Below are 25,929 nucleotides of genomic sequence, written 5' to 3' on the forward strand. Positions count from 1 at the left end.
TCCTATGTTTAAAAAATATTTATTCCTTCTAATATTTTCGCTTTCCATTTCTCATAGTCAAATTATTAACGATACGCGAATGCAGCTATATGATGTCCTATCTTACACATTGTCCCTTAAACTAAATCTCGCTGAACAGAATCTAACAGGACGAGTACACGTAGTTTCAAAATCGTTGGAACCATTATCGACACTTGTTCTATCGGCATCGAACAAAACAATAACTGTCGACTCAATTAAAAACGATCGGGCTGAAAAAATATTTTTTTTACACAAAGACGATCACATTTATATTAACTGCCAAAAAAAATCTTCAGAGATAATAGAAGTAGAGGTTTTCTACAGAGCCATATCTGATTTCCACGGTGAATTTGATAACGGCGGTGTTTTCTTTTCCGGCTCAAAAGCTGCAAGTAGCAGTCAACCCTTCTTCGCGCGTAAATGGTTCCCTTGCAAAGATGACCCATCAGATAAAGCAACTGCGATTCTAAATATTACAGTCCCCGACACACTCACAGTCGCTTCAAATGGTGTCCTAAAAAATATTTTTCAAAACATAGATAGGACCAAAACTTTTCGGTGGGGGACAAATTATCCGATTGCTACTTATCTGATTTCTTTTGCTGTTGGTAACTATATATTAGTTGAGGATAACTATACATCCATCAATGGTAATATTTTGCCAATCACCTATTATGTATTCCCTGAATATTTAGAAAATTCAAAAGCAGATTTCAGAAACACAAAAAAAATGTTGAAGTTTATGGAAGAGAAGTTTGGTGAATATCCTTTCGTGAACGAAAAATACGGAATCGCACTCGTGCCCGGTGAATTGATGATGGAAAACCAGACAATTTCTAATATCAAAGAAGATTTGATTACTGGCACTGGTGAAGTTGAACAATTTTTAATTCACGAATTAGCTCATCAATGGTTCGGAAATATGATTACCCCAAAAAGTTGGCATCACATCTGGCTAAACGAAGGATTCGCAACATATATGCAAGCTCTTTACTATGAATACTATTTAGGTAAAAAATGGTATCATCACATTATTAATAATTTTATGGAAGCAGAGCAAGGTATATTTGCCGGTTCTCTCGTCGCAGAATCAGACACTTCCTTCGCGGATATGTTTGCCCAACGGGTTTATATTAAGGGTGCCATCGTTCTTCATATGCTAAGAAATGTTGTTGGCGATTCCTCATTCTTCAATATCTTAAAAAATTATTCTACAAACCCTAAGTACAAGTATTCAAGCGTAACGACTGAAGATTTCGTAAAAGAATGTGAAAATATCTATGGACAAAATTTAGATTGGTTTTTCAAACAATGGGTGTATGCAAATGTAGATTCATTAGATAGACCAACACTTTCTTACAGATGGAATTCAATAAAAACTGAAGACGGGTATAAAATATCACTGACAGTCAATCAACCAAGCGCTCATCTGTATTTATTCAAGCTGCCGATGGAAGTTAAGGTATCATCGGCTTCCGACACGTCTCTTTTCAATATCATTATAGACAAGGATTCGCACACTTACTATTTTGATTTAAAAACTCAAACACTAAATGTTGAGTTAGATCCAAATAATTGGGTTTTTAAAAACCTGATTAAGGAAGATTGAATATGGAAAAGAAAAATTGGTAATAAAGTCCTTTTTGGATATATTACCAGCAACATAGATAGCATTTGATTTTGATTATTAGTAGTTTGATTTACCGAATATAATTTAATTTATATCCTGAGCTTTTAACAATAGGAGGTTTCAATGAAACAGTTAAGTAGTCTCATTTTGGCTATTGTAATGATTTGTTCAATTACAGGCAACTTGAAAAGTGGTATCGATCCACAACAACCAAAAGCTTTTTTCGATTTCAAAAAACAATCTTCTCCTGAATTACAATTAATTTTCGACCGAAAAAAAATTGATGTAAACCGCATCTCAGCCTGGTTCAGAAACGACGGCGAGTTTTTTAGCGACCACGCAACGACTGGTCCGGGCTTTGAGTGGCCAAAAGGAAGTAGGATACATGCTATCTTCTCGTCTGGTTTATGGGTGGGCGCAAAAGTTCAAACCGATACAGGAAAAGAAATCCGCGTTGCAACGGTTGGTCATTTCGGTTCAGAGTATCGCCCCGGTCGTATTATGCCTGACGGTTCTGCAGAAGATTTTACACTTCCCCATTTAAGAATTTACCAGGTCCGTCCATTGCTCGATTTACCAACTTCGACTCCCGATTATGCTGATTGGCCCGTTAATCAAGGTGCGCCGTGGATTGATATAGATGCTAACGGAATTTGGAATCCAAATATAGATAAAATCGGTATCAATTGGCCCTCTGGTCCTGAATATCCTGCTATGATTCAATTTTATGTGTATAATGATGCTCATGCTAATTTTCATACTTGGATTTGGGGTCGCTCAAAACCTCTCGGTGTTGAAGTCAGGCAAACTAATTGGGCTTATCAAAGTGGGATTGGTGATATACTTTTCATAAGATTTCAAATCTATAACAAAAGTTCAAACACACTCGATAGTACGTATTTTACACTCTGGTCAGATCCGGATTTAGGTGATGCTTTTGACGATTATGTTGGATGCGATACCACAAGTGATTATAGAGGCAAACCACATAATTTAGGTTATGCATACAACGGGACTAACACTGATGGACCTATAGGTTATGGAACCGCACCCCCCGCCGTTGGTTTTAAACTGATGCAAGGACCTCTCATCCAAGGTAGTTTCAACGACACAGCTATCGCATTTGGTAAAAAATGGGCAGGGTTTAAAAACGGCAGAATATCTTCTTTCAACTTTTATTGCGGTCCCGGTCAAGGCGGTTGTACAAATCCGGATTGGTACGACCCATCATTATTTGGACAAACTTATAATATTATGAAGGGTTTAACTCGAACCGGCAAACCTCAAATCGACTGTAACGGTGATACTACAAAATTTGTATTTGCCGGCGATCCTGTAACGGGTACGGGTTGTTTGAATAGTCATCTTCTACAACCGTCCGATATTAGATTTACAATGCCAACCGGTCCTTTAACACTTGCACCGGGAGACTCACAAGAAGTAATTTATGCAGTCATTATCGACAGAGGTGCCAATAATTTGAACAGCATTACACGGCTCAGAATTTTATCTGAAAGGGTGAATCTCGCTTATGAAAACAGTTTTAAAAATATTCCGTTTGCATCTTTATTATCTCCAAATATATACTCTCCTCCTTTTTTAATAAATGCTTTTGTAAAAGATGCTATACAAGTAGTTGCCACTCTTACCAGCCAGACAGGAACAATTTTAGGAACCGCTACTCTTTATGACGATGGCTTGCACAACGATAGTTCAGCCAACGATAATATTTGGGGAAACTGGCTACACTCGAATGTGGATAGTGCAGGAGCGATGTTGAGTTTGTCAATTACTTATTCTAATAATCAAACGTTGGAATGGCGAAATTTATTAACCGGAATTCCAACCATAGGTAAAATTAAAATTGATGATTTTCAAATTTCAGCCGATCATATTAATAATGATGGTATTCCAAACCCTGGTGAAAATATCAGGTTTACATTAAAACTAATAAATTTCACAAATTTTAATTTAAATATCTGGAACATTAATGAATACAAGGTTGAAAGTCCGCATATTTCACAGGTCAATCTTCCTAGAAGTTCAGTAGTTAATATACCATCCAACAGTATATCCAATTGGTTTCCGGACAACTATTATTCCTTAAACATTGACAAAAATACTCCGACACCGCATATCGCAAAAATCATTTTCCAATTTAATGATGACAAAGAAAATTACTGGTTCGATACTCTTAAATTTACGGTGCAAGAATTTACATTTCCTCCAATCGACACACTCCCTTTGCACAGTAGCGGATATTCAGAAGGAACTTTTAGAATCTGTTTAGTTGATTACAGTCAGCTAAAAGATAATTATTACAAAATCAATATCAATAAACCTTCGCAAGATAACATCACTTTTAATTTGATAAACACACAAACCAATGATTCGTTATTAAAAAAACATGAACTTCCTGAACCGTTGTACGGACATAATATACCGGTTACTGATGGATTTAGAATTAGGAGGGGAAATTTTACAACATTATCAGGAGCTAAAAAATGGGATTATTTACCACTTTCTAACAAATGGTTTACAGGTGTTAACGGATATTCTACTCGTATGGACGTTCTTTGTGGTTATCGGGGTTTCATCACGTATCCTAGAATAGGACGATTTGTCGATTTGGTCAGTTCCGTACCCGCCGATTCATTAAGAATCGTTGAATTAAGATTTAGTGACAACAATACTCAAAAAGCTTACAGGTGTATTGATGGATTAAGTATTCGACCACCGAGGGGAATAATCCATCCTGAATTCCGACCATTTGTGATTACGGACTCAGTTGGATATGGATATTGGTATCAGGATTACGAAATGTACCCATTAGGTAATTCGGCATTAGGCAGAACAGTTCCGTTTACAGTTTGGGAAATAAATAATAAAACAGGACAGGAAAGACAACTCGATGTTGCGATTATTGAACGTAATGACACTCTGTACAGGAAGATACTCGGTTCTGATGGGAATGATTCTCTCGTCTATATCTACCGTGGTAACATTGATGGAAAATGGAATCCTTCGCCATTAAATAATTCTGATAGCCAACCAGGAGATGAAGTAATATTAATATTAAATACAACTTATTCAGATTCACCGAAAACAGACTATACTGTTCAAGGTAATTGGTACAGTCGTCAATATCAATATAAATATGCTGTTTGGATGAGACGAATGAATGTTGGTTCGACATATACAGATGGTGATGTCCTCGAAATAACGCCTTACTTCCCTCTCACTGCGAATGATGTATTCGAATTCAATCCTTTAAAGTTGTTATCTGTTAAAAATACAAAAGAAGTTCCAGACAGGTTTGCTCTTTACAACAACTATCCAAACCCGTTCAACCCGCAAACAACTATTCGTTATGAAATACCAGTTGGCGGTAGAGTAGTTTTAGAAATTTACAATCTTCTCGGTCAGAAAGTCAGAACATTGCTTAACGAAGAAAAACCTGCCGGGAGGTATTCAAGTGTTTGGGATGGCAAAAATGATAATGGTAACTTTATATCTTCAGGAGTATATTTATACAGACTTGTGGTGAGTTCATCGGGCCCATTGAGAAGCGAGAATTATACAACAACCAAAAAGATGGTTTTAATCCGATAACTTCACATATTTTTTAACTTATGTTATGGAGGATGATTCGTCACCCTCCTTTTTATTATTTGAAGATTATCGCTTATTCATTTATATTTGATTAAATTTTTAACGAAGAATCTAAATGTATAAAATACTTGTCATCAACCCCGGCTCGACATCCACAAAAATTGCCATTTTCAACGATAAGGAAATGGTTTTAGCCGAAACTTTAAAACACTCGGCTGAAGAAATAAAAACTCATCCAAAAATCTGGAATCAATTCGATTTCAGGTTTAGCGCAATTGATAAATGGCTGCATCAAAACAAAATCAATCTAAAAGAATTGAACGCAGTTGTAACATTGGGCGGATTATTCCGCTCGCTCGAAGGTGGTGTGTATGAAGTGAATGATAAAATGCTTGTTGACGCTCGTGCAAACTTGCAAGGCGAACACGCCTCGAACCTCGGCTGTGCACTTGCCTATTCAATCGCAGTAGAAGCTCATTGCAAAGCTTATGTCGTTGACCCTGTATCGGTAGATGAGTTTGAACCACTGGCAAGATATTCCGGTCACCCTGAAATTACACGGCGAAGTCTTTCGCACGCTTTAAGTTTGCACGAAGCAGCACGCAATGCAGCGGAACAATTACATCTCAAGTATGAATCGTCATCATTCGTGATCGCACATACCGGCGGCGGAATTTCAGTAGCGCCTATCCGAAACGGAAAAATTATTGATGTGAATGATGCATCGAGTGACGGGCCTTTTTCACCAGAGAGAACAGGCGGACTCCCGCTGCAACCATTCATCACGTTAGCCTACTCAGGAAAGTATTCGGAGCAAGAACTACGCAAGTTCGTAATGGGCAACGGCGGCTTGGTCGCATATTTAAGAACGAACAGTGCTGAAGAAATTGAAAAACGAATTGCAGATGGTGATGCTAAAGCCAAAGAAGTATTTGAAGCAATGGCTTACCAGATCGCCAAAGAAATTGGCGCTATGGCAACTGTACTGAAAGGAAAAGTGGATGCAATTGTTATTACCGGCGGACTCGCAAAATCGAAAATGCTGACCGATTGGATTGTTGAACGTGTGAAGTTCATCGCAGAAGTTTTAATATTCCGCGGAGACGACGAGATGAAAGCATTAGCGAAAGCTGCATTGCGGGTTTTGGATGGACGTGAGATAGCAAAACAATATTGAGAAATCATAAATTGCATGATAAAGAACTTTAAAGATTTTTTAACATACGCTCTCTCGATAAAGGGCAAATCTATCGTGGTTGTTCAACCGCATAACGAAGAGACACTCTCTGCCGTCGTCGAAACCGCAAAGATGAATTTAGCTGAATTCCATTTGGTCGGAACTGAATCTATTATCCGGCAAACGCTCAACTCGTTAGGTAGTTCGCTTCAATTTCATTTTTACAATGAAGTTGATACTGAAAAATCCATATTAAAATCTTTCGAACTCATCCACAACAAAACGTGCGATATCCTGATGAAGGGTTCGGTGGATACTTCGACTTTGATGAAATCGGTTTTCGACCCTGCAAACAATTTACGTTCAGGAAAACTTTTCAGCGATGTATTCATTTTTGAGACACATAAAGAAAATAAATTACTGATGATAACCGATGGCGGGCTTAATTTATCACCGAATCTTGATGAAAAAATTTCAATCATACAGAATGCTATAAAAGTTGCCCACGCATTAGGGAACACGAATCCAAAAGTGGCTTTATTGTCGGCATCCGAAAAAGTTAATCCGAAACTACAATCATCTGTTGATGCGGCTGAAATTACGAAGCTGAACCGTGATTGGAAAATAACGGGATGTGTAATCGAGGGACCGATGGCGTTAGATGTTTGCGTTAGTGAACAAGCCGCCGCTGAAAAAAATATCCGCACCGAAGTTGCCGGTAAAGCCGACATTATTGTAGCTCCGAACATCGAAGCAGCCAACAGTTTGGCAAAAAGCACGCAATACTTTGCCGGATTGCCGCACGCGCAGGTAATAGTAGGGGGTAAAATTCCGATACTCATCCCATCGCGTGCAGATAAATGCGAAGAAAAAGTCAGGACAATTGCTTTAGGTGTTATAATGAGTTCTGCGAATAATTAAATCAAAGTTTTTAAAATTTCCCGATAATCCGATTTATTGTTCATATTAAGAAAAACATTCTTGTTATAGGCAGCGTGGTTTTCGATGCTAATTATTTCAGCTCCTGCCTTCTCAATCAATGTTAATAAATTATTTTCTTTGTTCTTCAAATTTTCTGACTTTTGATTTTCGGAAAGAATTTTTTCTACAAAATCAATACAACGTTTCTGATAAACAGCCGCAAGTGTTTGAACGAATCCCTCCGTTTTAGAAACCGTGATCGGTTTGCTCGTTTCATAATTAATTATATAAACGACAATTTCTTTTTTCATTAACAACAAATCGCAGGAGAGTATAAAATTTTTCTTGGTTGTTGAATTCAGCAATCCTGAATGTATCCCCGCAAGCGGTCCCATATTTTTATAAATATCTTCATGAGTATCAAGACCTAAAAAACTATATTCTGCAGGTGAGTTCGTTATCAATATCACATTTGTAAATAGCGATTGCATGAAATTGCGTACTACTTCAATTGCGGTCAGATTGCCGATTTTTAAAAACGCTTTATTCTCGCCCATTCGTGTGCTTCGACCGCCCGCAAGAATAATTCCTGTTACGTCGCGATACATTTGTTACTTCGATTGCATTTGAAGTACAATTTTTTTATAGAGCACCTCATCGTCTAAATATATTTTACCCCCCTTAATTACTTTTGCAAAAATTCCTTCTTTCGGCATTACGCAATCACCGGCAGAGTAGTAAATTGCACAACGTGAGTGACACTCTTTTCCAATTTGAGTTATTTCTACTTCAGTTTCACCAATTAGTAACCTAACACCAACTTGAAGGTGCATCAAATCGATACCTTCGGTTGTCATGTTTTCAGCAAAGGCACCCGGTCTTACTTTCAATCCTTTTGCGCGCATCTTTTCAATGCTCTCAATCGCAAGTAAACTAATTTGCCTATGCCAATCACCTGCATGAACATCACCTTCGATTCCCCATCCCTCGATTAGCTTCACGCTATTCACGTTCGTCTTGGGAATACCTTTCTTTTTGCTGACACTCAGCGCTACAATCTTGCCTTTTACCTCATTTTTTGTCATATGTCATTGTTTTTTGTTCGTTGCTCGATGCTCTTCGCTCATTGCTCTCTGATTTATATCCCACTTCAACAATTCTATTTTCACACTCGTACCTTTCATGATAACGTTCTCATCTTTTGGGAAATGAATCAAACAATTTGCGTTTGCAAATCCGCCGAGCATATGTGAATCCTGCCCTTTAGTCGGGTTAACGACTAATTTGCCATCCGGTTTTTTTATAAAAATACCTCGAACAAATTCTAACCTACCTGCTCTCTTTCTTAAATCGGATTCAAGTACAGCCGTTTGTATGAAGTTTTGTTTTTCTGTTTGTCCCATCATCCGCAACAATGTCGGCTTGATAAATAAATAAAATGATAGCAGGGCAGCGACTGGATTTCCGGGGACACCGAAGATTAGCTTTTTACCTTTTGTTCCAAATAACAATGGCTTACCCGGTTTTATGGCTGCACGCCAAAATACTGTTTTTATTCCAAGACTGCTGCAAACATCTTTAACAAAATCGTAATCGCCAACAGAGACGCCGCCGGCTGTGATTACGACATCAGAAATTTTTAGAGCTTTCTGTATTGCTTTTTGGATTTCGCGTTTTTGGTCTTTAACACTCATCGCATATTCGGGTTGAATATTCAGTAATTGCAAAGCAGCCAACAATGAAGGTAGGTTCGAATCTCGAATTTCACCCGGTTTTATTTGTTCTGAAAATTTCTTTAATTCATTTCCAGTAACTATAATAGAAACTTTTGGCTTGCGATATACATTTACACTTGCATTACCTAAACTTGCTAGAAGTCCGAGCACAGGAGGCGTAATTATTACACCGGACGAAAGTACCAATGCACCTTTAGAAAATTCTCCACCGCATTTACGGATGTTCGTGCCGACTTCTGGTAATGTTTTAAAGATCACGTTGCCACCTATTTCTTCAACATCTTCTTTCATAACTACGGTATTGATGTTGCGCGGAACGAGTGCGCCCGTGAATATTTTGAATGTGTGATTATTCTTCAGCGAATGTTTTCGAGTATCGCCTGCTTGAATAACTGCTTGCACTTTTAGAGAAACCTGATTTTTATGTGAAAACAGTTTTAAGCCATTTACATTCACTGCAAATCCATCCACTGCTGACGAATTGAAGGTCGGTATCGGGTATTTTGCGATAATATTTTTTGCAAGTGTGTAACCGAGCGTTTCCATCAGAGGCAATTTGATTGCATTGAGTGGTTTTGTTTGCTCTTCTATTAATTTTTGTGCTTCGTGATAATCAATCATTCTAAATTATCTTCATTTGTTTTGCGAGAATTTTGTGTACCTCGCGGTGAAATTTATCTTTCAATGTCCTCCGCCAGAAATCATCCTGAATGAATGGAGCAAACCGGGAAACAGTGCATCGAGCGATTCGGCAACACCTTTTTTTGAACCGGGAAGATTCACGATTAAAGTATTTCCCCGCAACCCGGCTGACGCACGCGAAAGCATCGAGTATGGTGTGCGTTCCTGTCCGAATGAACGAGCAGCTTCAGGAATACCGGGGACTTCCCGCTCGATTACGCGTCTCATAGCTTCGGGTGTGCAATCCCGCGGACTGAAACCTGTGCCGCCGGTAGTTACCACCAAATCTAATTTCAATTCGTCTGCATAACGAATAAGCTCAGATGCAATTTGTTCAAGTTCATCAGGAATAATTTTATAATCAACTACTTCCACCAATTCTTTTTTCAGCCGATCAACGATGAGCTTGCCCGATAAATCGGATTTCTTGCCGGCGTAAACTGAATCGGACATAACCAAGACTGCTGCACGTAATGGCTTATCATATTTTGTTTTGAAATCAGATTTACCCCCGGTCTTCTCCAGCAACTTAACGCCAACAATCTCCATTGAATCATCCAACATCTTCGTCATATCATAAATAGTGAGAACGGCAACTGATGCTGCGGTGAGGGCTTCCATCTCGACGCCGGTTTTGTAGATTGCTTTTACTGTTACACTAACTTCTATAAAACCTTCACCGATGCTAAATTCAACTCCGACATAATCAACCGGAAGTGGATGACAGTAAGGAACTATTTGACTTGTGTTCTTAGCAGCTTGAATTGTTGCCACTTTTGCGACAGCTAGTGGATCCCCCTTCGGAATTTTATTTTGACGGATTAAATCTATGGTTTCCTGTTTTAATTTAAGAGTCCCTTTCGCAACGGCAGTGCGAAGAGTTTTCGTTTTGTTTGATATGTCTATCATAGTTGAGCTCGTTATTCGATGTTCGTCCGTTGTCTGACGAAATCGACTTTATTAATTTATAATTGTTTCCTACATACTACATACTACACACTACTTACTGCTTACTTCTCGGATTCACAACATCAACCACCGATTTGTATCATGCTTCTATTTTCTACATTTACTAACTCTTCCGTATCGGGATGTTGAAATTGTTTTTGCAGAACAGCCGAACGAATAATTTCTTCAATAGCTTCATCGGATTGGTGGTTTCGAAGTGCTGAACGCAGATTAACTTCTGCCTGATGGAAAAGGCAGGACTTAATAGAACCATCGGCTGTTAACCTGATTCGGTTACACGTTCCACAAAAATGATCGGACATTGAAGTAATGAAACTAATCGTTCCCATTACTCCCTGCCCGCTTCGTTGAATCTGATGAGGCAGGCGGGCATTAATCTCCGCCGAAGGCGGATCCGCCTCTGGCAGACAATAATCCTTTGCTACAGAATGTTCATCTGATGATGCTGCTGCTTTCAACTCATATTTCTCCCTAATAACCTCCACCATTTGTTGATATGAAACGAATTTCGCCTGATTCCACTGATTGAACTTGAACGGCATATACTCTATGAAACGAACATTGATTGGTTTATCTCTGACAAATTCAACGAAGTCGAGTAGTTCATCAGCATTTACGCCTCCCATAACTACGACATTTATTTTCAGCGGCACAAAACCTGCCTCGAGTGAAGTAAATATTCCATCGATAACATCGTCGAAATGTTGGCGACCCGAAATCAATTCAAACCGCGAAGGGCGCAAAGTATCTAAACTGACATTCAGATTAGTAAGTCCAGCTTGTTTTAATTGATGAGTAAAAGATTTTAGCAAAACTCCGTTCGTAGTCATACCGAGAGTTTTAATTCCTGAAGTGCTTGCTAATCTTTGTATAAGTTTTGGTAAATCTTTTCTAACAAGCGGTTCACCACCGGTAAGGCGAATTTTACTCACACCCATAGCGGCAAATATTTTTGCAACCCTCTCGATTTCATCGAACGCGAGGATTTCAGTCCGCTCTCTCAGTTCAATGCCGGAAGGTGGCCTGCAGTAGTGGCACCGAAGATTGCACCTATCCGTAACAGATATACGGAGATAGCTATGCTGCCGATTAAAAGAATCTATTAGTTGAGACATTAGTTAGAAAAAGATTTTAGATTACAGATTACAGATTACAGATTACAGTTCACCATTCGATATTCAATATTCAATATTCGTCCGTCATCTGACGTATTCATTATTCATTCGACATAAAAAAACCCCATCGCTTATGGAAAGGACGGGGAATAATATTGATACATTTAATCATTGAGTCATTCGTTCAATGTTTCAATGAAACAATGGCACAATCATTTATCTCTCCTTTCCAAATTCGGGAGGCACTTACCTTTCGGTCAACACCCGTCCCGTCTCGAAAAATATTTTCAGGACGGGAAGTCATAAACGACTTACTGGTCTCACCACCATATCTAAAGATTTAGGCGGTGAGACTCGGAGTAAAATTTAAAGAACTTATTAAATATAATACTTTCTATTTTACTTAACAACCTTCTTTTTTCTTCTTACCGCTTTTTGCAGGCATTGCAGGCGGAGGTTTTATACTAGCCGATGGAGTTGTAGCAATAGCAGTTTCATCCGTAGTCTTGTTGCCAAACATTGACCCCGATGCTTCAGTTTGCCCTTCGGTAATTCCTAAAACTTCTTTCTGCCAACCGCTCCAACCACCTTTTAGCATATAAACACTCTTGTAGTTTTTAGATTTCAGAAGCATCCAGGCTTGGGCAGTTTCTAATTCTGAGTTCGAGTAAAGAAGTATTTTTTCGTTTCTCTTCAAGTCGCTTTTATTAATTTGAGCAACAGGAATATTATCAGAACCTTCTATATTGCCCGAAGTAAACTCGCTTTCATTCCGTAAGTCAATCATCCGGAAAGTATTACTCCCTTCGATTATATTTTTTGCAATGTCAGTCGGTTTGACAATGTTAGATTGTTTTGCAAAATCTATAGCCAACTGATTAGTATCTACTCTGCCTGCTGAGCTTTCTTGAGGTGAACCAGCAAGTATCCCAATTAATCCCAAGACAATAGCTATTGCGGCAAGTTTTTTATTTAACGATAATTTTCCAAACATAATTACTTTTCCTTCTTTAATGCTAATTTCTTTTCGACATATTCAGCTAATGTAAATGCACCGACTGCCATCAACACAACTAATAATACAACCAAACCATAACTCAGGTGCAGAACATCTGGGAGTAAAACTCGACCCATAGCAGATAACTCCATTAACGGCTCGAATAATAAATTGAGTTCACCAAAAACGAATATTCCAAAAACAACACCTAATAAAAACACCATCGCATCTTTTTTACCTGTAGCACAAGCTACGACGGAAGTACCGGGGCAATAACCACCGATTACAAAACCGACACCTAAAATCAATCCACCAACTATCTGAGAAACGAGGTATGTTTGATTGACTGTTACTAAAGTTAGGTCGAGAATTCCGAGCCAACCGAAATAAAGTAAGCCAACCATAGCGGTAACGATTGCAGTGAACATTACTTTTAGAACAGTCATATCATAAAAATAAAATTGAGCTGCAAGTTTTGTTGAGCTACCGAAACCGGCTCGTTCCAAGAAAAACCCGAAACCGATTCCAATCAATACAGCGACTATCAAACTGAATTCGTCGCCGAAGTATCCGAATTTAAATAATGGTGTTATCATCTCCATTGTCTCCTCATAAAATATGCAAACATATATCCGCCGGCAAAAACCATCATCATAAAAACCCAACTACCGAACGCAAGCGATGCGCCGCCGGTTAATGCCTGACCGCTTGTGCATCCGCGTGCAATCTTTGCACCGATGCCCATTAATCCACCTCCGATAAAGGCGAACAGATATCGTTTACCGTTGCTTATATTTGGTCCTTTATCAGTTTTCAATTTTATTCTGCCCGCTAATAATCCCGAAATAAATCCACCAATAACCACACCGATGATTTCAAACAACAGCCAATCTTTAAGCGTTTCGCCAAGTGTAGAACCTAAATATTCTGAAAAATATGCATTCGATTTTGCATGCTCTGGCGCTATTATATTTGTCCCGGCAGCAATTAATGTCGAGAATGCACCCGACGCACCGAGTCCGCGCCCCATTACTACGAATGATGCCAGTAAAACCAAACCGAGTCCGATTCCCGCTAAATAGGGATTCATATACTTGGTTGGTTTATCGTTAATAAAATTTTGATCCATTGTTAATTTTTCTCCTTAATAAATTTTCAATACCATGAACTATATTGACCTGCATTCACAATAACAAATCTTAAAATCAAACCGCCAATCATTACAAATATTGGAGCAAGGGGTGTGTGTTTCACTTTGTGGCTAACTGCTAACGATTGAATAATAAGAGGAATAACAATTCCCATCAACACAACAAATATCCAAAATACGGCGGTGTACGGACCTCCTAAAAATAATGTTATTGCATCTTGATGAATTTTTACAGAGGTTACCATTCCGATTACAAAAAGTATGATTATAAAAAGCTCAGTGATTAGAAAAGCATTGTCGGCTTTGGCGAGTAGTTCTCTCTCGTACACAGATTTTGAAATCATATGAACGAGTGCCGCAGCAACCGACAATCCGGAAACTAAAAACAGCAAAGCTAAAATTGGTGAATTCCAAAGAGGACGGGCTTGGAATGTGCTCAATAAAACACCTGTATAAATTCCTAAACTTGCACCAAGAATCATATTGAATACGCCTACGCTTTTTACTAATTTCCGATTCGATTTTAGTTGAGCCGATATTTTTTCGATTTTGGGGAATAGTTTAGAAATAATCTTAGGAAGTTTTAACAAAACACTTAATGCAAGCACGGGATAAACTAAAATCAAAATCCACGAACCCCAAGACATCGGCGAGGTGATGATAAAAGTTGTGTAGAATCTGAAGACGTGGAGTTTGTATTCGAGGTCTAAAAATAAAGCGAACATTCCAAGCGAGAGAACGATTATACTTAAAAATGGAAGTATCGAACAAACGCAATCCACCTCTTTTTCTCTCCCTTTAAAGAAGAAGAAACCTAAAATAATCATCATACCGGCAACCATACCGCCTGCAAAAAGATAGACTGAAATTTCCCATCCCCAAATATGCAGTGAAGGGTCAATAAGATGATTCATACGTGTGTTAGTAATTTCAATCATTGTTATCTCCTATCAAATAATAGATGTTAGGAATTGTACCAGCTTCCGGAAGATTTGTGTGATTGTTTTTGCTTTTTACCAATTTGCTGATTTCACTGTTGGGGTCGTCTAAATCGCCCAAGGTCATACAATAAGTCGGGCAAACTGAAACACAAGCAGGGTCTTTTCCTTCTTCAACTCTGTGCACACAGAATGTGCATTTATCCGCATATCCTTCAGGATTAATGAAGCGTGCATCGTACGGGCAGGAGGCAACGCAAGCTTTACAACCGGTACATAAATCGTGATGAACTAATACAATCCCGCCGTCGTGGTAATGACTTGCACCCGTAGGACAGCAACTCACACAAGGTGCGTTTGTACAATGGTTACATCGTTCGCTACGAATTTCCATAGTCAAATTCGGGAACTCACCATTCACAATAGTTTGTATCCAATCGCGATTCAAACCTTCGGGAACATTGTTTTCAGTTTTACACGCAACTACGCAATCCATACAACCGACGCATTTCGTAGTATCTATCGCCATTCCATATCGTGCCATATTATGCTTCCCTTTCTATCGAAACAAAATTGAGATGCTGAGCAGTACCGCCCATTATCGGATCGATTTTGTACTTGGTAACTAATTGGTTATCGCTTGCACCAAGTCCACGTGAACGCACGAAACCTTTTGATGTATGTCCAAAACCGTGCACGATATAAACACAGTCCTGCCGAATCCGTTCAGTGGCTTTCACCATCACCCTATTACTTCGCACTCCATCATGATTTACGAGGACAACATAATCTCCCGATTTCAAATCTAATTTATCGGCAACGAATTTATTCAACCAAACTTCGTTCTCCTTCATCATATCAAAAAGGATTGGATTGGATTGAGTTCTTCCGAATGAATGAACAGGGCTTCTTCCAAAAAGCAATCTATAATATCCGGTGGGTGGTTCTTCGTGTTTGCGATATCGGGGAACGGGATCAAAACCGTATGCAGCAAGCTGTTCAGAATATAATTCGATTTTCCCAGACGGAGTTGGAAATTCGGGTGTTACACCTTCATCAAAATATATGGGCTGCCTTTCACCTTTAATTAAGCCGACTTTTTTAATTTGTTCTAAACTATAACCACCGGTCTTCAATCGAGTGTCGAGGAATTCTTCAATATTTTTCCACGGGAAATAATTTTCCAATCCTAATTTTTCACCTAACTTTTTAGCCATCCACCAACCCGGTTTTGTTTCGTATGCCGGCTCCAAAACGGGTTGACGAATTGCAACAAAAGGTTCCTTAAAAAATTCCACATTCAAGTCGTCGTATCGTTCAAGATATGTTGCTTCAGGTAAAACAACATCAGCCCAGCCGGTTATTTCACTGGGCAGTGTTTCAACAACTACCATTAAATCTAAATTTTGTATTGCTTTTATTGTCTCTTCTTCGTTAGGCAATGTGAACATCAAATTAGTTGCATACACAAACCAGCCCTTGATAGGATACGGCTTGCCGGAAATAGTTGCTTCGCGGATTCCGGTTGTGATTGTTTCGTGTGCGAATGGATATTTATTATCCGGATTATCAACTTTACCTTTCTCAGAATGAGGATATTCCGGATATGGATAAGCTCCGATATCCAAACTTACCGGAGAGAAGAAACCGCCTTTGCGCCCCCAACTTCCCATAAGCGCATTAAGTATAGCGATTGCGCGGCTTCGCTGTGAATCGTCGCCATACCAAGTTACGTGTCTTCCAGGATGAATAAGCGCTGCGGGTTTGTAACGCGCCATTTCGCGGGCAGTCTCGCGAATTACTTCTGCTTTAATGCCGGTTATTGGATAAGCCCATTCAGGAGTATTGTTTGCAACAGCTTGCTTGAGTTTATCGAGACCGATTGCATATTTTCCGATGTAATCTTTGTCGTACAACTCTTCATTCACTATCACATTTAACCAGGCAAGAATTAGTGCTATATCGGTGCCGGGTTTAATCGGGAACCACCAATCGGCTTTACTTGCGGCTACAGAGTGACGCGGATCGACTACTAAAATTTTGGTGCCTCGTTCTATTGCAGTGGCAAATTCCTGAACTTGAGTGTTGTGCATATTCTCGCCGAGGTGCGAGCCGATTAGAACAAGGAATTTTGAGTTTTCAATATCAGTCCTTTCGGGTGAGCCAACATCTTCACCGAATGTAAGTCGAAAGCCCGCATCGCGTGGACCGCGGCATTGAGCAAAAGATGGTGCAGCAAGGTTAGGACTTCCATAAGCTTTTAACAAATGTTTGAAAAAGTTACCACCGATACCGTGAGAAAATAAAGCTACAGCTTCGGGTCCGTACTCAGATTTTATCTTATTCATTTTATCAGCGATGAATGTGAAGGCTTCGTCCCAAGTTACTTCGACCCATTTTTCTTCACCGCGATTATTTTTTCTCATTAATGGTTTAAGCAATCTATCTGGGTCGTAGTAAGAGCCAACGCCTCCTGTCCCGCGCGGACAAAGTCGCCCTTTACTCATCGGGTCTATCGGGTTGCCTTCAATCTTCCATAGCTTGCCATCTCGCACAGTAGCGATGGCGTTACATTTCCAAAAACATAAATCACAATAAGTGGGAATCGTATAAATTCCTTTTTCAGGAATGTTGCTCGAAATTTTTACCCCCTGTTTAGTAAATTTACTTAAAGCACCGGCAGTTGCTGCAACGCCTGCGGTAGCAGCTCCAATTTTTAAAAAACGTCTTCTCGAAATTGAATTCATATATTTTCCTTTTTATAATTCGATATGTTCAACTTGATTCAATATTTGTTTAAGGCTCGCACAGTTTGAAACTTTTTCATAAACAGGGCACAACCTGCACGCACTATTATCACAACCGTTAAAAGTTTCTTTTTGTAACCAGCAAGGCTGTGTGTGATCGGTGAATGCTTTACAATTCTCTCTTTCTTCTTTCGGACAATTTTTAATCGCCCAGCAAGGTATCAAAGCTAACATACGCTTAATACCGACTATGCTGATTTTTTCTTCATTAATCATTTTACGGATACAGAGGATTCTTTCGATGTCTGCTTCTGAATAAAGGCGATGCAATGAACTTTTTTTGAACGGAAGTACTAAACCCTCTGCTTCATACAGCCTCAGCATTTGAACAGATAAACCGACTGAATCGGCAGCAGTACCAATTGAATAAATCGGCTCGTTTGATAGTGGAATATAAGTTTTTTCTGACATAAATAAAATCTACAGTTATAATTGTCAAGTATTATGCCAGAGGAAATTGAGATTTATGCTATATTTCGATGAAAATAAAATATAATTTTCTCAAATTTAAAAAATTTATATAGATGTATTCTTAAATTTGGAAAATAATTTGAATACGTCCTTCGTGTAATTATTTTTATTTAACTGAGTCTAAGAATTAAAACGGCGTGAGGAAAATTAAATCTCTCTCACGCCATTTTTAAATAGAAGGATTATTCTTATACTTTTCTCTAAATTACCGACCTAAACATTTTGCAATTCCATCGCCATAAGCCTTGTCAGCTTTGTAGAAATGTGTAAGCATCTTATCTTGTATTTCTTTAGGAACTTTTTTAAGACTTGAAGCGATATTTTCGACAAGTCGTTTTTGTTCATCAGCAGGAAGCAACCGGAAAAGATTTCCAGGTTGTATGTAATCATCATCTACGCCTCTCTTTTGTTCGTAGCGGTCAGCGTTACCTGAAATTTTCAGCGGTGGCTCTTTGTAAGCTGGGTCTGCAACTGGTCCTTCAAAACTATTTGGCTCATAATTCACCGAAGCACCTGCATTTCCATCGAATCGCATATGCCCGTCACGCTGATAAGTGTTTTCGACTTCTACGTGTGGACGATTAATCGGCAAGCGTTCGAAGTTAACGCCAAGTCGGTATCGATGAGCGTCGGCATAGGCAAATATTCTTGCTTGCAACATTTTGTCGGGCGAAAACGAAATTCCCGGAACAACATTAGCCGGTGAAAAAGCAGATTGTTCAACTTCAGCAAAGTAGTTGACCGGATTACGGTTCAGTTCTAATACTCCAACTTCGATCAGTGGATAATCGCTGTGCGGCCATACTTTTGTTAAGTCAAACGGATTCCACCTATATTTTTCTGCTTCAGTTTCCGGCATTATCTGAACATAAAATTTCCACTTAGGGAATTCCTTTCGTTCGATAGCTTCAAAGAGTTGACGTGTATGATAATCTGCATCTTTGCCTACAATCCGGTCGGCTTCGTCCTGTCTCATAGTCTGAATACCTTGCTGGGTTTTGAAATGAAACTTTACCCAAAACCGTTCATCCTTTGCGTTAATGAAACTGTAAGTGTGGCTTCCATAACCATTCATAAATGGAACACCCTTAGGAATACCCCGATCAGAAAAGAGAATAGTAATCTGATGGAGCGCTTCCGGCACTTGCGACCAGAAATCCCACCACATAGTTTCCGACCGTAGATTTGTTTGTGGGTCACGCTTCTGCGTGTGGATGAAATCAGGGAATTTTATTGCGTCGCGGATGAAGAATGTGGGAGTGTTATTACCAACCATATCCCAATTGCCCTCTTCGGTGTAAAACTTCAGAGCAAATCCACGGACGTCTCTGACAGTATCGGCAGAACCCTTTTCGCCAGCTACCGTAGAAAATCTACCGAACATATCTGTGGTCTTCCCGACTTTTGAAAATATTTTGGCTTTAGTATAACGAGTGATATCGTTGGTTACAGTAAATGTACCGTGTGCCCCAGCTGCTTTTGCGTGTACAACACGTTCGGGGATACGTTCACGGTTGAAATGTGCAAGTTTTTCAAGTAGATAGTGGTCTTGCATCAATGTTGGGCCCCGCTCTCCCGCTGTGAGCGAAGTTTGATTATCAGGTACTGGAATTCCAGCGGCAGTAGTTAGTTTTTTTTGTTTACTCATTTTATTTATTCCTTATATTTATTTTGGGATATTGTTATTTTAAAATAATCGGAACGATTACTATTTATTATTAATAAAACCACAAAGTATTTTCCGACGAATACTATTCGCCGTTATCTTTATTACATTTAGAACAGATTCCAAAAAATTCAACTTTATGATGATTAATTTTGAAATCAGTAAGTTTGTTAACCCTTTCGTTTATTTCGTTATAGATAGTCAGTTCGATATCGGTTATTTTTTTACACTTTTCACAAATAAGATGATAATGTTGTGTTATGTTTGCTTCATATCTATCGAAAGTGCTACCAGAATGGATTTTTTTAACCTGCCCTTGCACAACTAACATCGAAAGATTTCTGTAAATGGTCCCTAAACTTAGCTTAGGAAATTCTTTTTTAAGTTTCCCATACACCCAGTCGGCAGTAGGATGACGGTCGGTAGTACGCAGTATCTCTAATATGCGTTCTCGCTGCTGACTATGTCTAAAAGTAGTTTTTGTCTTTTCTCTTGCCATTTAAATAAACAGTAATCGTTCCTATTATCAGCCATAATATAAACTTTGTTAATCCTAAAAGCAAACTCTAAAATTTATTTTGAAAAATAATTTTCGTGTTCTATTAGTTTATTCAGAGGTCACTCTAATTCAGTTGATTTTGAGTTTATGTTTTTTTGATTTGAACATTTCCACTACAAGTGTTAAATAATTCTGCTCCGAAATCAGATACGAGACTCAAACGCACTTCTATTTCCATCTCAACATCTTCCTGATAATTTTTGCCAACAATACTTACATTATATTTAGAGATTAGATACATTACTTGGCTTGTAAAATCGTACGGGAATTTTATTCTTACAGCACTCATCGTAATCTTTTCGGCCACTTTAACTTTCTTGAGCACACTCAAAGCAGAATCGTGATAAGCCCGACTCAAACCACCGACTCCTAATTTTGTACCACCGAAATAACGAGTAACAATAACCAATACGTCGGAGAGATTTTTCGATCGAATAGCAGAAAATATTTTTACTCCGGCAGTCCCGGATGGTTCTCCATCATCTGAGTATCGAAACACTTTACCAGTCATACCAATTCGGTAGGCAAAACAGTTATGGTTAGCGTCGTAAAATTCTTTTCTTACCTTTTGGAGAATTTTATCAGTTTCCTCTTTTGCCGAGACAGGATAAGCTGAAGCAATAAAACGAGAGTTCAATATCTTTATTTCATTTCGTAAAAATGAAATAATTGTTTGATATGAATCTTGGATCACTTTTCTCCGGTATAGATTAATTTGATACCGGCTTGTTTTGCGTACTCGTTAATCCGTTCATCGCGGTAAAATTCTTTATAATAGACAACTTTGATTCCGGCGTTCGCGATTAATTTGAAACAAGTTAAACAGGGAGAAGCAGTTATATAAATTTCTGAATTATCTATCGCAACTCCATACCTGGCGGCTTGTGCAACTGCGTTAGCTTCGGCATGAACAGTTCGCACACAATGCCCGTTTTCCATATCGTGTCCGATATCATCACAATGGGGCGCTCCCTTCACACTTCCGTTGTAACCGGTCGAAAGTATCGTCTTATCCCTCACGATTACAGCACCTATTTTTTTTCTATCGCAAGTACTTCGCGTCGCAACTTGCTCGGCGATGTTCATAAAATACTCAGTCCAGTTAACTCTCTTATCACTCATAAATTTTCCTGCTAGTAATTTGCTGTATAATATTGATAAATCATCTTTAAAACAAATCTTGCTTTTAAGGTATAAAATCGTTAATAATAATACAAATTTGTTAACAAAATGGAGTAATAATGAAGTATTTAGTAGTTTTAATCATTTGCGGTTTAATGATTACAGGAATTAGTTATTCGCAATCGAAAATCGAAGTTGTCGGTGGGACAAATTTTGATTTCGGCGATTTATATGTTGGAACCAAAACAGAAAAAATAATGACCATTAAAAATAAAGGTAAAGATACTCTCGTAATAATAAATGTACAGGCATCTTGCGGATGCACCGCTACATTGTTGAGCGAGCGACTGATACCACCAGGCAAAAGTGCAACACTGAATGTCGGATTCGATTCAAAAGGGTTTGACGGTAAAGTACATAAAACCGTTACAATTACCTCGAACGATGTAACAAACTCATCACTTCAGATTACTTTTGCAGCTAACGTTACATCGGTTTTAAAGTTCGAACCGCAATATATTTACTTTCAACAAATGAAATCCGATTCTACTGCAACAACAAAAATTACAGTCAAAAACAACACATCGGAGGCGATTGAAATTTTATCGGCACAGCATAAAGTTCAGGGGCTGCAAGTAGATATTATGCAGCGTAAATTAATGCCAAATGAATCGACTCAAATATCTGTAAGTTACGCTGCCTTTAGCGAAGGAATGATGCAAGGTGAAGTTACCTTAAACACCAACAATAAACAACAACCCAAAATACCACTACGATTTTTTGCTTACGTGAGAGCTAAATAAAAAATTATAGGAAACAAATTATGATAACAGAAACCGAAGTCAATCAATTTTTAGAAATTTACATATCATCGCACGATAATATTAATAAAGCTATCACTAATTTGTCTGAAGCAGAATTGGATTTCAAGCCAGCACCGGATAAATGGTCGATACGGCAAATTCTCAATCATTTGTGCGACAGCGAGCTTATGGCGATTACTCGAATGTTCAGGATTATTTCAGAAGAAAATCCATCCCTTTTAGCTTACGACCAAAACAAATTGGCAGAAAAACTTTTCTACAAACAATTAGATGAAAAGGCAGCATTATTAATATTCGGATTAATACGGACTCGAATGTATCATCTATTCATAATGTTACCAATCGAAACCTGGAGCCGTAAAGGATTACATTCCGAAAAAGGCGAGGTTTCTCTTTTCGAAATGCTAAAAACCTATGCCGACCACGGCGAAAAACATTTGCAACAAATCAATAATATTCACTTAGCGTTCACCAAATAATAGATTAGAAGTGGCTCTGATTTTTGTTTGTCTCAAAAATATTTCTTATGTTTCAAGGAAGATTTTTTAACTATTATCATAACCCATAACACCCAAGGAGGTTAATCGTGAAAAAATATATTTTCATATCATCAATATTGCTAATAGCCATCGTCTTCTTTTCGTGCGGAAAGAAAATGGAACCGGTAAAAGTCAATAAATTCAAGGATTACAAGGACCAGATTTACGGTTTTAAAATTCAATATCCTGAAAATTGGTTCCAATTAGGACAATCCGGCAATGCACAATTCTATCAATCACAAGGTGTAAAAGAAAAGTTCATTTATCCCGGACAACCCGGTGAGTTAGGGACAGAAGTTCTTGTTCAGATTAAAAACTTAGGAGGAAAAACATTCGATGATTTCGCGACTGAGCTACGTGATGAAATAAAACAAAGCGGCAGAATCGACAGCGAAACTAATGAAACGATAAAAGATAAGTCGGCAATCAGGATGAATTTTACCATTCCCATCACTACGAAGATGAATCTTCAGGGATACAAATATATTTTTCATGTAGATTCTTTAATCTACACATTAAGCTTTTCAGGATTTGGCGAATGGTTCGGTGCACATACAGAGGTATTCACAGCGATGTTAAATTCCTTCCAGCTCCCCGAACCGGTTGTTAAAACTATTGAAGGGTGGACAGCATCTACAAATTTAGAAAAATACGAAACTCCGTTTTTTGCTATCAACTATCCCGACAACCTCAATTTTATGTCTGTGGCTAAAGGTAAATTCGATTTCGCTGCGGAATTACGTGCAGACAGACAAGACTGCAGCATTCGTTGGGATGTATTCGATGCACAGGATTTACCAGTGGAAAAAGTATTTGAGCAAAACAAAGCACGATACAAAATGAAATCTCCTGGTGAGATTGTGGTTGACGGACAAAAAACTATGTTCCTGAATTATACATCCATGAAGGATGTTGAAAGTCGCGCCTACTTTGTTGTGAAAAACAACAAGGTTATCAGAATCACGATAAATTGGTTCGACCCGCAAAAGCAAAATTATTTGATACCTTTTGAAAATATTGTAATAACAATGAAATTAAAATAATATGGACCTTAAAGGAAAAACAGTTTGTGTAATCGGCGGTTGGGGATTAGTTGGCTCTGCAGTTTGCCGGAAACTTATGTTGCGAAAACCTAAACGCATCATTGTAACTTCGCTGCTGAAGGAAGAAGCCCTCGATGCAGTAGATAACCTTCGCAAGGAATATCCCTCCGTTGGGAAAGATTTCTTTATCCCTTGGTGGGGAAATATTTTTGTACGTGATGAATTTAAAGACATACCGCGTGAAGAAATTCTTGCCGACGAAAAGAAACGAGATATCTTTATGCACGATATGGTGGATGAATTAACTGAAAGTGCATTAAGAAAAACCGCTGTATATAAACTACTTACGAAGTTCAAACCTGAAGTCGTAATCGATTGTGTTAATTCAGCAACGGCAATTGCTTATCAAAATATTTTCCAAAGTTCGCGAGACGTGATTAAAGAATTGAAAGCGGCAAAAGCAAATAAAAAAAACAATTTGATTGAAATTACAGAACGTCTGTTATGCACATTGTATGTTCCTCAGCTCGTTCGACACGTGCAAGTGATGTATCGTTCTATGACGGCTGCAAAGTCCAAGATTTTTGTGAAAATCGGAACAAGTGGAACCGGTGGGATGGGCTTGAATATCCCATATACACACAGCGAAGAAAAACCGTCGCGCGTTTTACTTGCAAAATCTTCCGTAGCAGGAGCGCACACTATGCTGCTCTTCTTAATGGGGCGAACTCCCGACGCCCCTATTACAAAAGAGATAAAACCGACTGGAGCTATCGCATGGAAAAAAATTGCTTACGGTGAAATCAAAAAACGTGGTAAAGCAGTTCAACTTTACGATTGTCCCCCTGAAAATGGCTATAAGTTAGATGAAAAACTTACGTTAAAACTGCAGCAATTCGGTAAACCTTCAGGTAAAACTTTGAAATCGGTTTTTATTGATACCGGTGAGAATGGAATTTTCTCGAAGGGCGAATTCGAAGCTATATCGATGCCCGGACAGATGGAGTATGTAACTCCTGAAGAAATTGCCGACTCAGTAGTTTACGAAATTTTAGGTGGCAACACAGGTCACGATATCATAAATGCACTCGACCATGCAACGCTTGAGCCTACTTTTCGTGCTGGTGTTTTATTAGAATCCGCTCTCAAAAAAATGGAAAGTCTGGAAAAAAACCACGACGTAGACAGCATCGCATTCGAAATGTTGGGTCCTCCCCGCTTATCAAAGCTATTGTACGAATCGTATCTGTTAAAATTGGGTTTTAAAGATATGGTTTCTGTAACAAAAACCGATGCTAAGGTACTTTCCAAAAAATTAAATGAAATAATTTCCAAGAACACACAACTTCGCTCTCAGATTATATCAATCGGGATTCCGATACTTCTCCCCGATGGAAAAACTTTATTACGCGGTGATGATATAAAAATTCCCCCTTACAGAGGTGAAGGTGAGCTTCCGATTAACCAAACGAATATCGACTTATGGTCGCACGATGGTTGGGTTGATTTGCGTGTTTCAAATATGCAAGTATGGAAGAACCGCTTTAATCGTGTGTTTCATGAAATGGACCGAATTCCGAACGGTGATACAAGTTCACGCTTTATGCGGACAAAAGAATACTGGAAGAATTTCAAAGATATTCAACCGGGTAAAATTGTTGGCTGGATATTTACAGTTGAAGATTTAGGCGAAAGAATGAAAGCGTAAATATAGCCGTAATATTTCCAATTTCTGAACTTGCATAAACTTGTAGGTCGGATGTGAACAAAAGCCGACTTCTCACTCTGAAAAATCGGCTCAATTGCAATTTGTCTATTGATACATTTATTCATTGATCCAATGAACAAATGATCCAATGATTCAATGATTCTTACCTCATCAGAATCATTTTCTTTACATCGTGGAATTTACCAGCTCGAATCCTGTAAATATAAACACCGCTCGTTAGAT

At 38.6% G+C, this 25,929-nt stretch carries 24 protein-coding genes and 1 riboswitch; of the genes, 8 read left to right on the forward strand and 16 right to left on the reverse strand.

Going from position 1 to position 25,929, the window contains the following annotated elements:
* Positions 1-79: 79 nt before the first annotated feature.
* The 4 genes from QME58_00480 (at position 80) to QME58_00495 (ending at position 7,361) form a co-directional block, all read left to right on the forward strand.
* Entirely contained in the window at positions 80-1,630 is a 1,551-nt protein-coding gene (locus QME58_00480; protein MDI6802305.1) for a M1 family metallopeptidase, read from the forward strand.
* Positions 1,631-1,774: 144 nt separating this feature from the next.
* Positions 1,775-5,263: a FlgD immunoglobulin-like domain containing protein gene (locus tag QME58_00485; GenBank protein MDI6802306.1), complete on the forward strand. Its 3,489-nt coding sequence runs from the start codon at positions 1,775-1,777 to the stop codon at positions 5,261-5,263.
* A 115-nt stretch (positions 5,264-5,378) separates the two neighbouring features.
* The gene (gene buk / locus QME58_00490) at positions 5,379-6,440 is read left to right on the forward strand and encodes a butyrate kinase (GenBank protein ID MDI6802307.1); all 1,062 of its coding nucleotides are present in this window, start codon (positions 5,379-5,381) and stop codon (positions 6,438-6,440) included.
* Between the two features lie 15 nt (positions 6,441-6,455).
* Complete coding sequence (locus QME58_00495; protein MDI6802308.1) at positions 6,456-7,361, forward strand: phosphate acyltransferase; 906 nt, start codon at positions 6,456-6,458, stop codon at positions 7,359-7,361.
* Here the strand turns inward: QME58_00495 and QME58_00500 are convergent.
* From QME58_00500 to QME58_00575, 16 genes are all read right to left on the reverse strand, one after another.
* Positions 7,358-7,969: a molybdenum cofactor guanylyltransferase gene (locus QME58_00500; protein MDI6802309.1), complete on the reverse strand. Its 612-nt coding sequence runs from the start codon at positions 7,967-7,969 to the stop codon at positions 7,358-7,360. The genes QME58_00495 and QME58_00500 overlap by 4 nt on opposite strands.
* 3 nt (positions 7,970-7,972) lie before the next feature.
* Positions 7,973-8,446 carry an MOSC domain-containing protein gene (locus tag QME58_00505; protein ID MDI6802310.1) on the reverse strand — a complete coding sequence of 158 codons (474 nt, stop codon included), beginning with the start codon at positions 8,444-8,446 and terminating at the stop codon, positions 7,973-7,975.
* 3 nt (positions 8,447-8,449) lie between these two features.
* Complete coding sequence (locus QME58_00510) at positions 8,450-9,718, reverse strand: molybdopterin molybdotransferase MoeA (GenBank protein ID MDI6802311.1); 1,269 nt, start codon at positions 9,716-9,718, stop codon at positions 8,450-8,452.
* A gap of 60 nt (positions 9,719-9,778) precedes the next feature.
* Positions 9,779-10,687, reverse strand: a complete 909-nt coding sequence (gene moaCB, locus QME58_00515) for a bifunctional molybdenum cofactor biosynthesis protein MoaC/MoaB (GenBank protein MDI6802312.1) — start codon at positions 10,685-10,687, stop codon at positions 9,779-9,781.
* Positions 10,688-10,809: 122 nt separating this feature from the next.
* The gene (gene moaA, locus QME58_00520) at positions 10,810-11,862 is read right to left on the reverse strand and encodes a GTP 3',8-cyclase MoaA (GenBank protein ID MDI6802313.1); all 1,053 of its coding nucleotides are present in this window, start codon (positions 11,860-11,862) and stop codon (positions 10,810-10,812) included.
* 206 nt (positions 11,863-12,068) lie between these two features.
* Positions 12,069-12,234, reverse strand: a riboswitch (molybdenum cofactor riboswitch).
* A 31-nt stretch (positions 12,235-12,265) separates the two neighbouring features.
* Entirely contained in the window at positions 12,266-12,856 is a 591-nt protein-coding gene (locus tag QME58_00525; GenBank protein ID MDI6802314.1) for a rhodanese-like domain-containing protein, read from the reverse strand.
* Between the two features lie 2 nt (positions 12,857-12,858).
* Positions 12,859-13,455 (reverse strand): YeeE/YedE thiosulfate transporter family protein, encoded by a 597-nt coding sequence (locus tag QME58_00530; protein MDI6802315.1) that lies wholly within the window; start codon positions 13,453-13,455, stop codon positions 12,859-12,861.
* On the reverse strand, positions 13,452-13,988 hold the full coding sequence (locus QME58_00535) for a YeeE/YedE thiosulfate transporter family protein (protein ID MDI6802316.1): 537 nt from the start codon (positions 13,986-13,988) through the stop codon (positions 13,452-13,454). The genes QME58_00530 and QME58_00535 overlap by 4 nt, the downstream gene beginning before the upstream one ends.
* Positions 13,989-14,014: 26 nt before the next feature.
* Positions 14,015-14,947 (reverse strand): polysulfide reductase NrfD, encoded by a 933-nt coding sequence (nrfD, locus tag QME58_00540; protein ID MDI6802317.1) that lies wholly within the window; start codon positions 14,945-14,947, stop codon positions 14,015-14,017.
* Positions 14,940-15,491: a 4Fe-4S dicluster domain-containing protein gene (locus QME58_00545; GenBank protein ID MDI6802318.1), complete on the reverse strand. Its 552-nt coding sequence runs from the start codon at positions 15,489-15,491 to the stop codon at positions 14,940-14,942. Before QME58_00545 ends, nrfD begins: the two co-directional genes overlap by 8 nt.
* Position 15,492: 1 nt before the next feature.
* Complete coding sequence (locus QME58_00550) at positions 15,493-17,694, reverse strand: molybdopterin-dependent oxidoreductase (GenBank protein ID MDI6802319.1); 2,202 nt, start codon at positions 17,692-17,694, stop codon at positions 15,493-15,495.
* Positions 17,695-17,706: 12 nt separating this feature from the next.
* On the reverse strand, positions 17,707-18,165 hold the full coding sequence (locus QME58_00555; protein MDI6802320.1) for a MerR family transcriptional regulator: 459 nt from the start codon (positions 18,163-18,165) through the stop codon (positions 17,707-17,709).
* A 265-nt stretch (positions 18,166-18,430) separates the two neighbouring features.
* Positions 18,431-19,873: a catalase gene (locus QME58_00560; GenBank protein ID MDI6802321.1), complete on the reverse strand. Its 1,443-nt coding sequence runs from the start codon at positions 19,871-19,873 to the stop codon at positions 18,431-18,433.
* Positions 19,874-19,976: 103 nt separating this feature from the next.
* Positions 19,977-20,390, reverse strand: a complete 414-nt coding sequence (locus tag QME58_00565; protein MDI6802322.1) for a transcriptional repressor — start codon at positions 20,388-20,390, stop codon at positions 19,977-19,979.
* Between the two features lie 145 nt (positions 20,391-20,535).
* Positions 20,536-21,144, reverse strand: coding sequence for a YigZ family protein (locus QME58_00570; GenBank protein MDI6802323.1), 609 nt, complete (start codon positions 21,142-21,144; stop codon positions 20,536-20,538).
* Entirely contained in the window at positions 21,141-21,572 is a 432-nt protein-coding gene (locus QME58_00575; protein MDI6802324.1) for a cytidine/deoxycytidylate deaminase family protein, read from the reverse strand. Before QME58_00575 ends, QME58_00570 begins: the two co-directional genes overlap by 4 nt.
* Before the next feature lie 119 nt (positions 21,573-21,691).
* Here QME58_00575 and QME58_00580 point away from each other — a divergent pair, with 119 nt between their 5' ends.
* From QME58_00580 to QME58_00595, 4 genes are all read left to right on the forward strand, one after another.
* On the forward strand, positions 21,692-22,375 hold the full coding sequence (locus QME58_00580) for a DUF1573 domain-containing protein (protein ID MDI6802325.1): 684 nt from the start codon (positions 21,692-21,694) through the stop codon (positions 22,373-22,375).
* Positions 22,376-22,395: 20 nt separating this feature from the next.
* Entirely contained in the window at positions 22,396-22,875 is a 480-nt protein-coding gene (locus QME58_00585) for a DinB family protein (GenBank protein MDI6802326.1), read from the forward strand.
* 107 nt (positions 22,876-22,982) lie between these two features.
* Positions 22,983-23,978 carry a PsbP-related protein gene (locus QME58_00590; protein ID MDI6802327.1) on the forward strand — a complete coding sequence of 332 codons (996 nt, stop codon included), beginning with the start codon at positions 22,983-22,985 and terminating at the stop codon, positions 23,976-23,978.
* Between the two features lies 1 nt (position 23,979).
* Positions 23,980-25,686: a short-chain dehydrogenase gene (locus QME58_00595; protein ID MDI6802328.1), complete on the forward strand. Its 1,707-nt coding sequence runs from the start codon at positions 23,980-23,982 to the stop codon at positions 25,684-25,686.
* Positions 25,687-25,929 lie beyond the last annotated feature (243 nt).

The sequence above is a fragment of the Bacteroidota bacterium genome (assembly GCA_030017895.1).
GTDB lineage: Bacteria > Bacteroidota > Ignavibacteria > UBA10030 > BY39 > JASEGV01.

Coding starts and splice junctions, on each gene's coding strand:
- nrfD (MDI6802317.1), bottom strand. CDS start 14,947: ATGATTGAAATTACTAACACACGTATGAATCATCTTATTGACCCTTCA.
- QME58_00585 (MDI6802326.1), top strand. CDS start 22,396: ATGATAACAGAAACCGAAGTCAATCAATTTTTAGAAATTTACATATCA.
- moaCB (MDI6802312.1), bottom strand. CDS start 10,687: ATGATAGACATATCAAACAAAACGAAAACTCTTCGCACTGCCGTTGCG.
- QME58_00480 (MDI6802305.1), top strand. CDS start 80: ATGCAGCTATATGATGTCCTATCTTACACATTGTCCCTTAAACTAAAT.
- QME58_00545 (MDI6802318.1), bottom strand. CDS start 15,491: ATGGCACGATATGGAATGGCGATAGATACTACGAAATGCGTCGGTTGT.
- QME58_00575 (MDI6802324.1), bottom strand. CDS start 21,572: ATGAGTGATAAGAGAGTTAACTGGACTGAGTATTTTATGAACATCGCC.
- QME58_00535 (MDI6802316.1), bottom strand. CDS start 13,988: ATGGATCAAAATTTTATTAACGATAAACCAACCAAGTATATGAATCCC.
- QME58_00500 (MDI6802309.1), bottom strand. CDS start 7,969: ATGTATCGCGACGTAACAGGAATTATTCTTGCGGGCGGTCGAAGCACA.
- QME58_00560 (MDI6802321.1), bottom strand. CDS start 19,873: ATGAGTAAACAAAAAAAACTAACTACTGCCGCTGGAATTCCAGTACCT.
- QME58_00525 (MDI6802314.1), bottom strand. CDS start 12,856: ATGTTTGGAAAATTATCGTTAAATAAAAAACTTGCCGCAATAGCTATT.
- QME58_00505 (MDI6802310.1), bottom strand. CDS start 8,446: ATGACAAAAAATGAGGTAAAAGGCAAGATTGTAGCGCTGAGTGTCAGC.
- QME58_00565 (MDI6802322.1), bottom strand. CDS start 20,390: ATGGCAAGAGAAAAGACAAAAACTACTTTTAGACATAGTCAGCAGCGA.
- QME58_00580 (MDI6802325.1), top strand. CDS start 21,692: ATGAAGTATTTAGTAGTTTTAATCATTTGCGGTTTAATGATTACAGGA.
- QME58_00530 (MDI6802315.1), bottom strand. CDS start 13,455: ATGATAACACCATTATTTAAATTCGGATACTTCGGCGACGAATTCAGT.
- QME58_00595 (MDI6802328.1), top strand. CDS start 23,980: ATGGACCTTAAAGGAAAAACAGTTTGTGTAATCGGCGGTTGGGGATTA.
- moaA (MDI6802313.1), bottom strand. CDS start 11,862: ATGTCTCAACTAATAGATTCTTTTAATCGGCAGCATAGCTATCTCCGT.
- QME58_00495 (MDI6802308.1), top strand. CDS start 6,456: ATGATAAAGAACTTTAAAGATTTTTTAACATACGCTCTCTCGATAAAG.
- QME58_00510 (MDI6802311.1), bottom strand. CDS start 9,718: ATGATTGATTATCACGAAGCACAAAAATTAATAGAAGAGCAAACAAAA.
- buk (MDI6802307.1), top strand. CDS start 5,379: ATGTATAAAATACTTGTCATCAACCCCGGCTCGACATCCACAAAAATT.
- QME58_00550 (MDI6802319.1), bottom strand. CDS start 17,694: ATGAATTCAATTTCGAGAAGACGTTTTTTAAAAATTGGAGCTGCTACC.
- QME58_00555 (MDI6802320.1), bottom strand. CDS start 18,165: ATGTCAGAAAAAACTTATATTCCACTATCAAACGAGCCGATTTATTCA.
- QME58_00485 (MDI6802306.1), top strand. CDS start 1,775: ATGAAACAGTTAAGTAGTCTCATTTTGGCTATTGTAATGATTTGTTCA.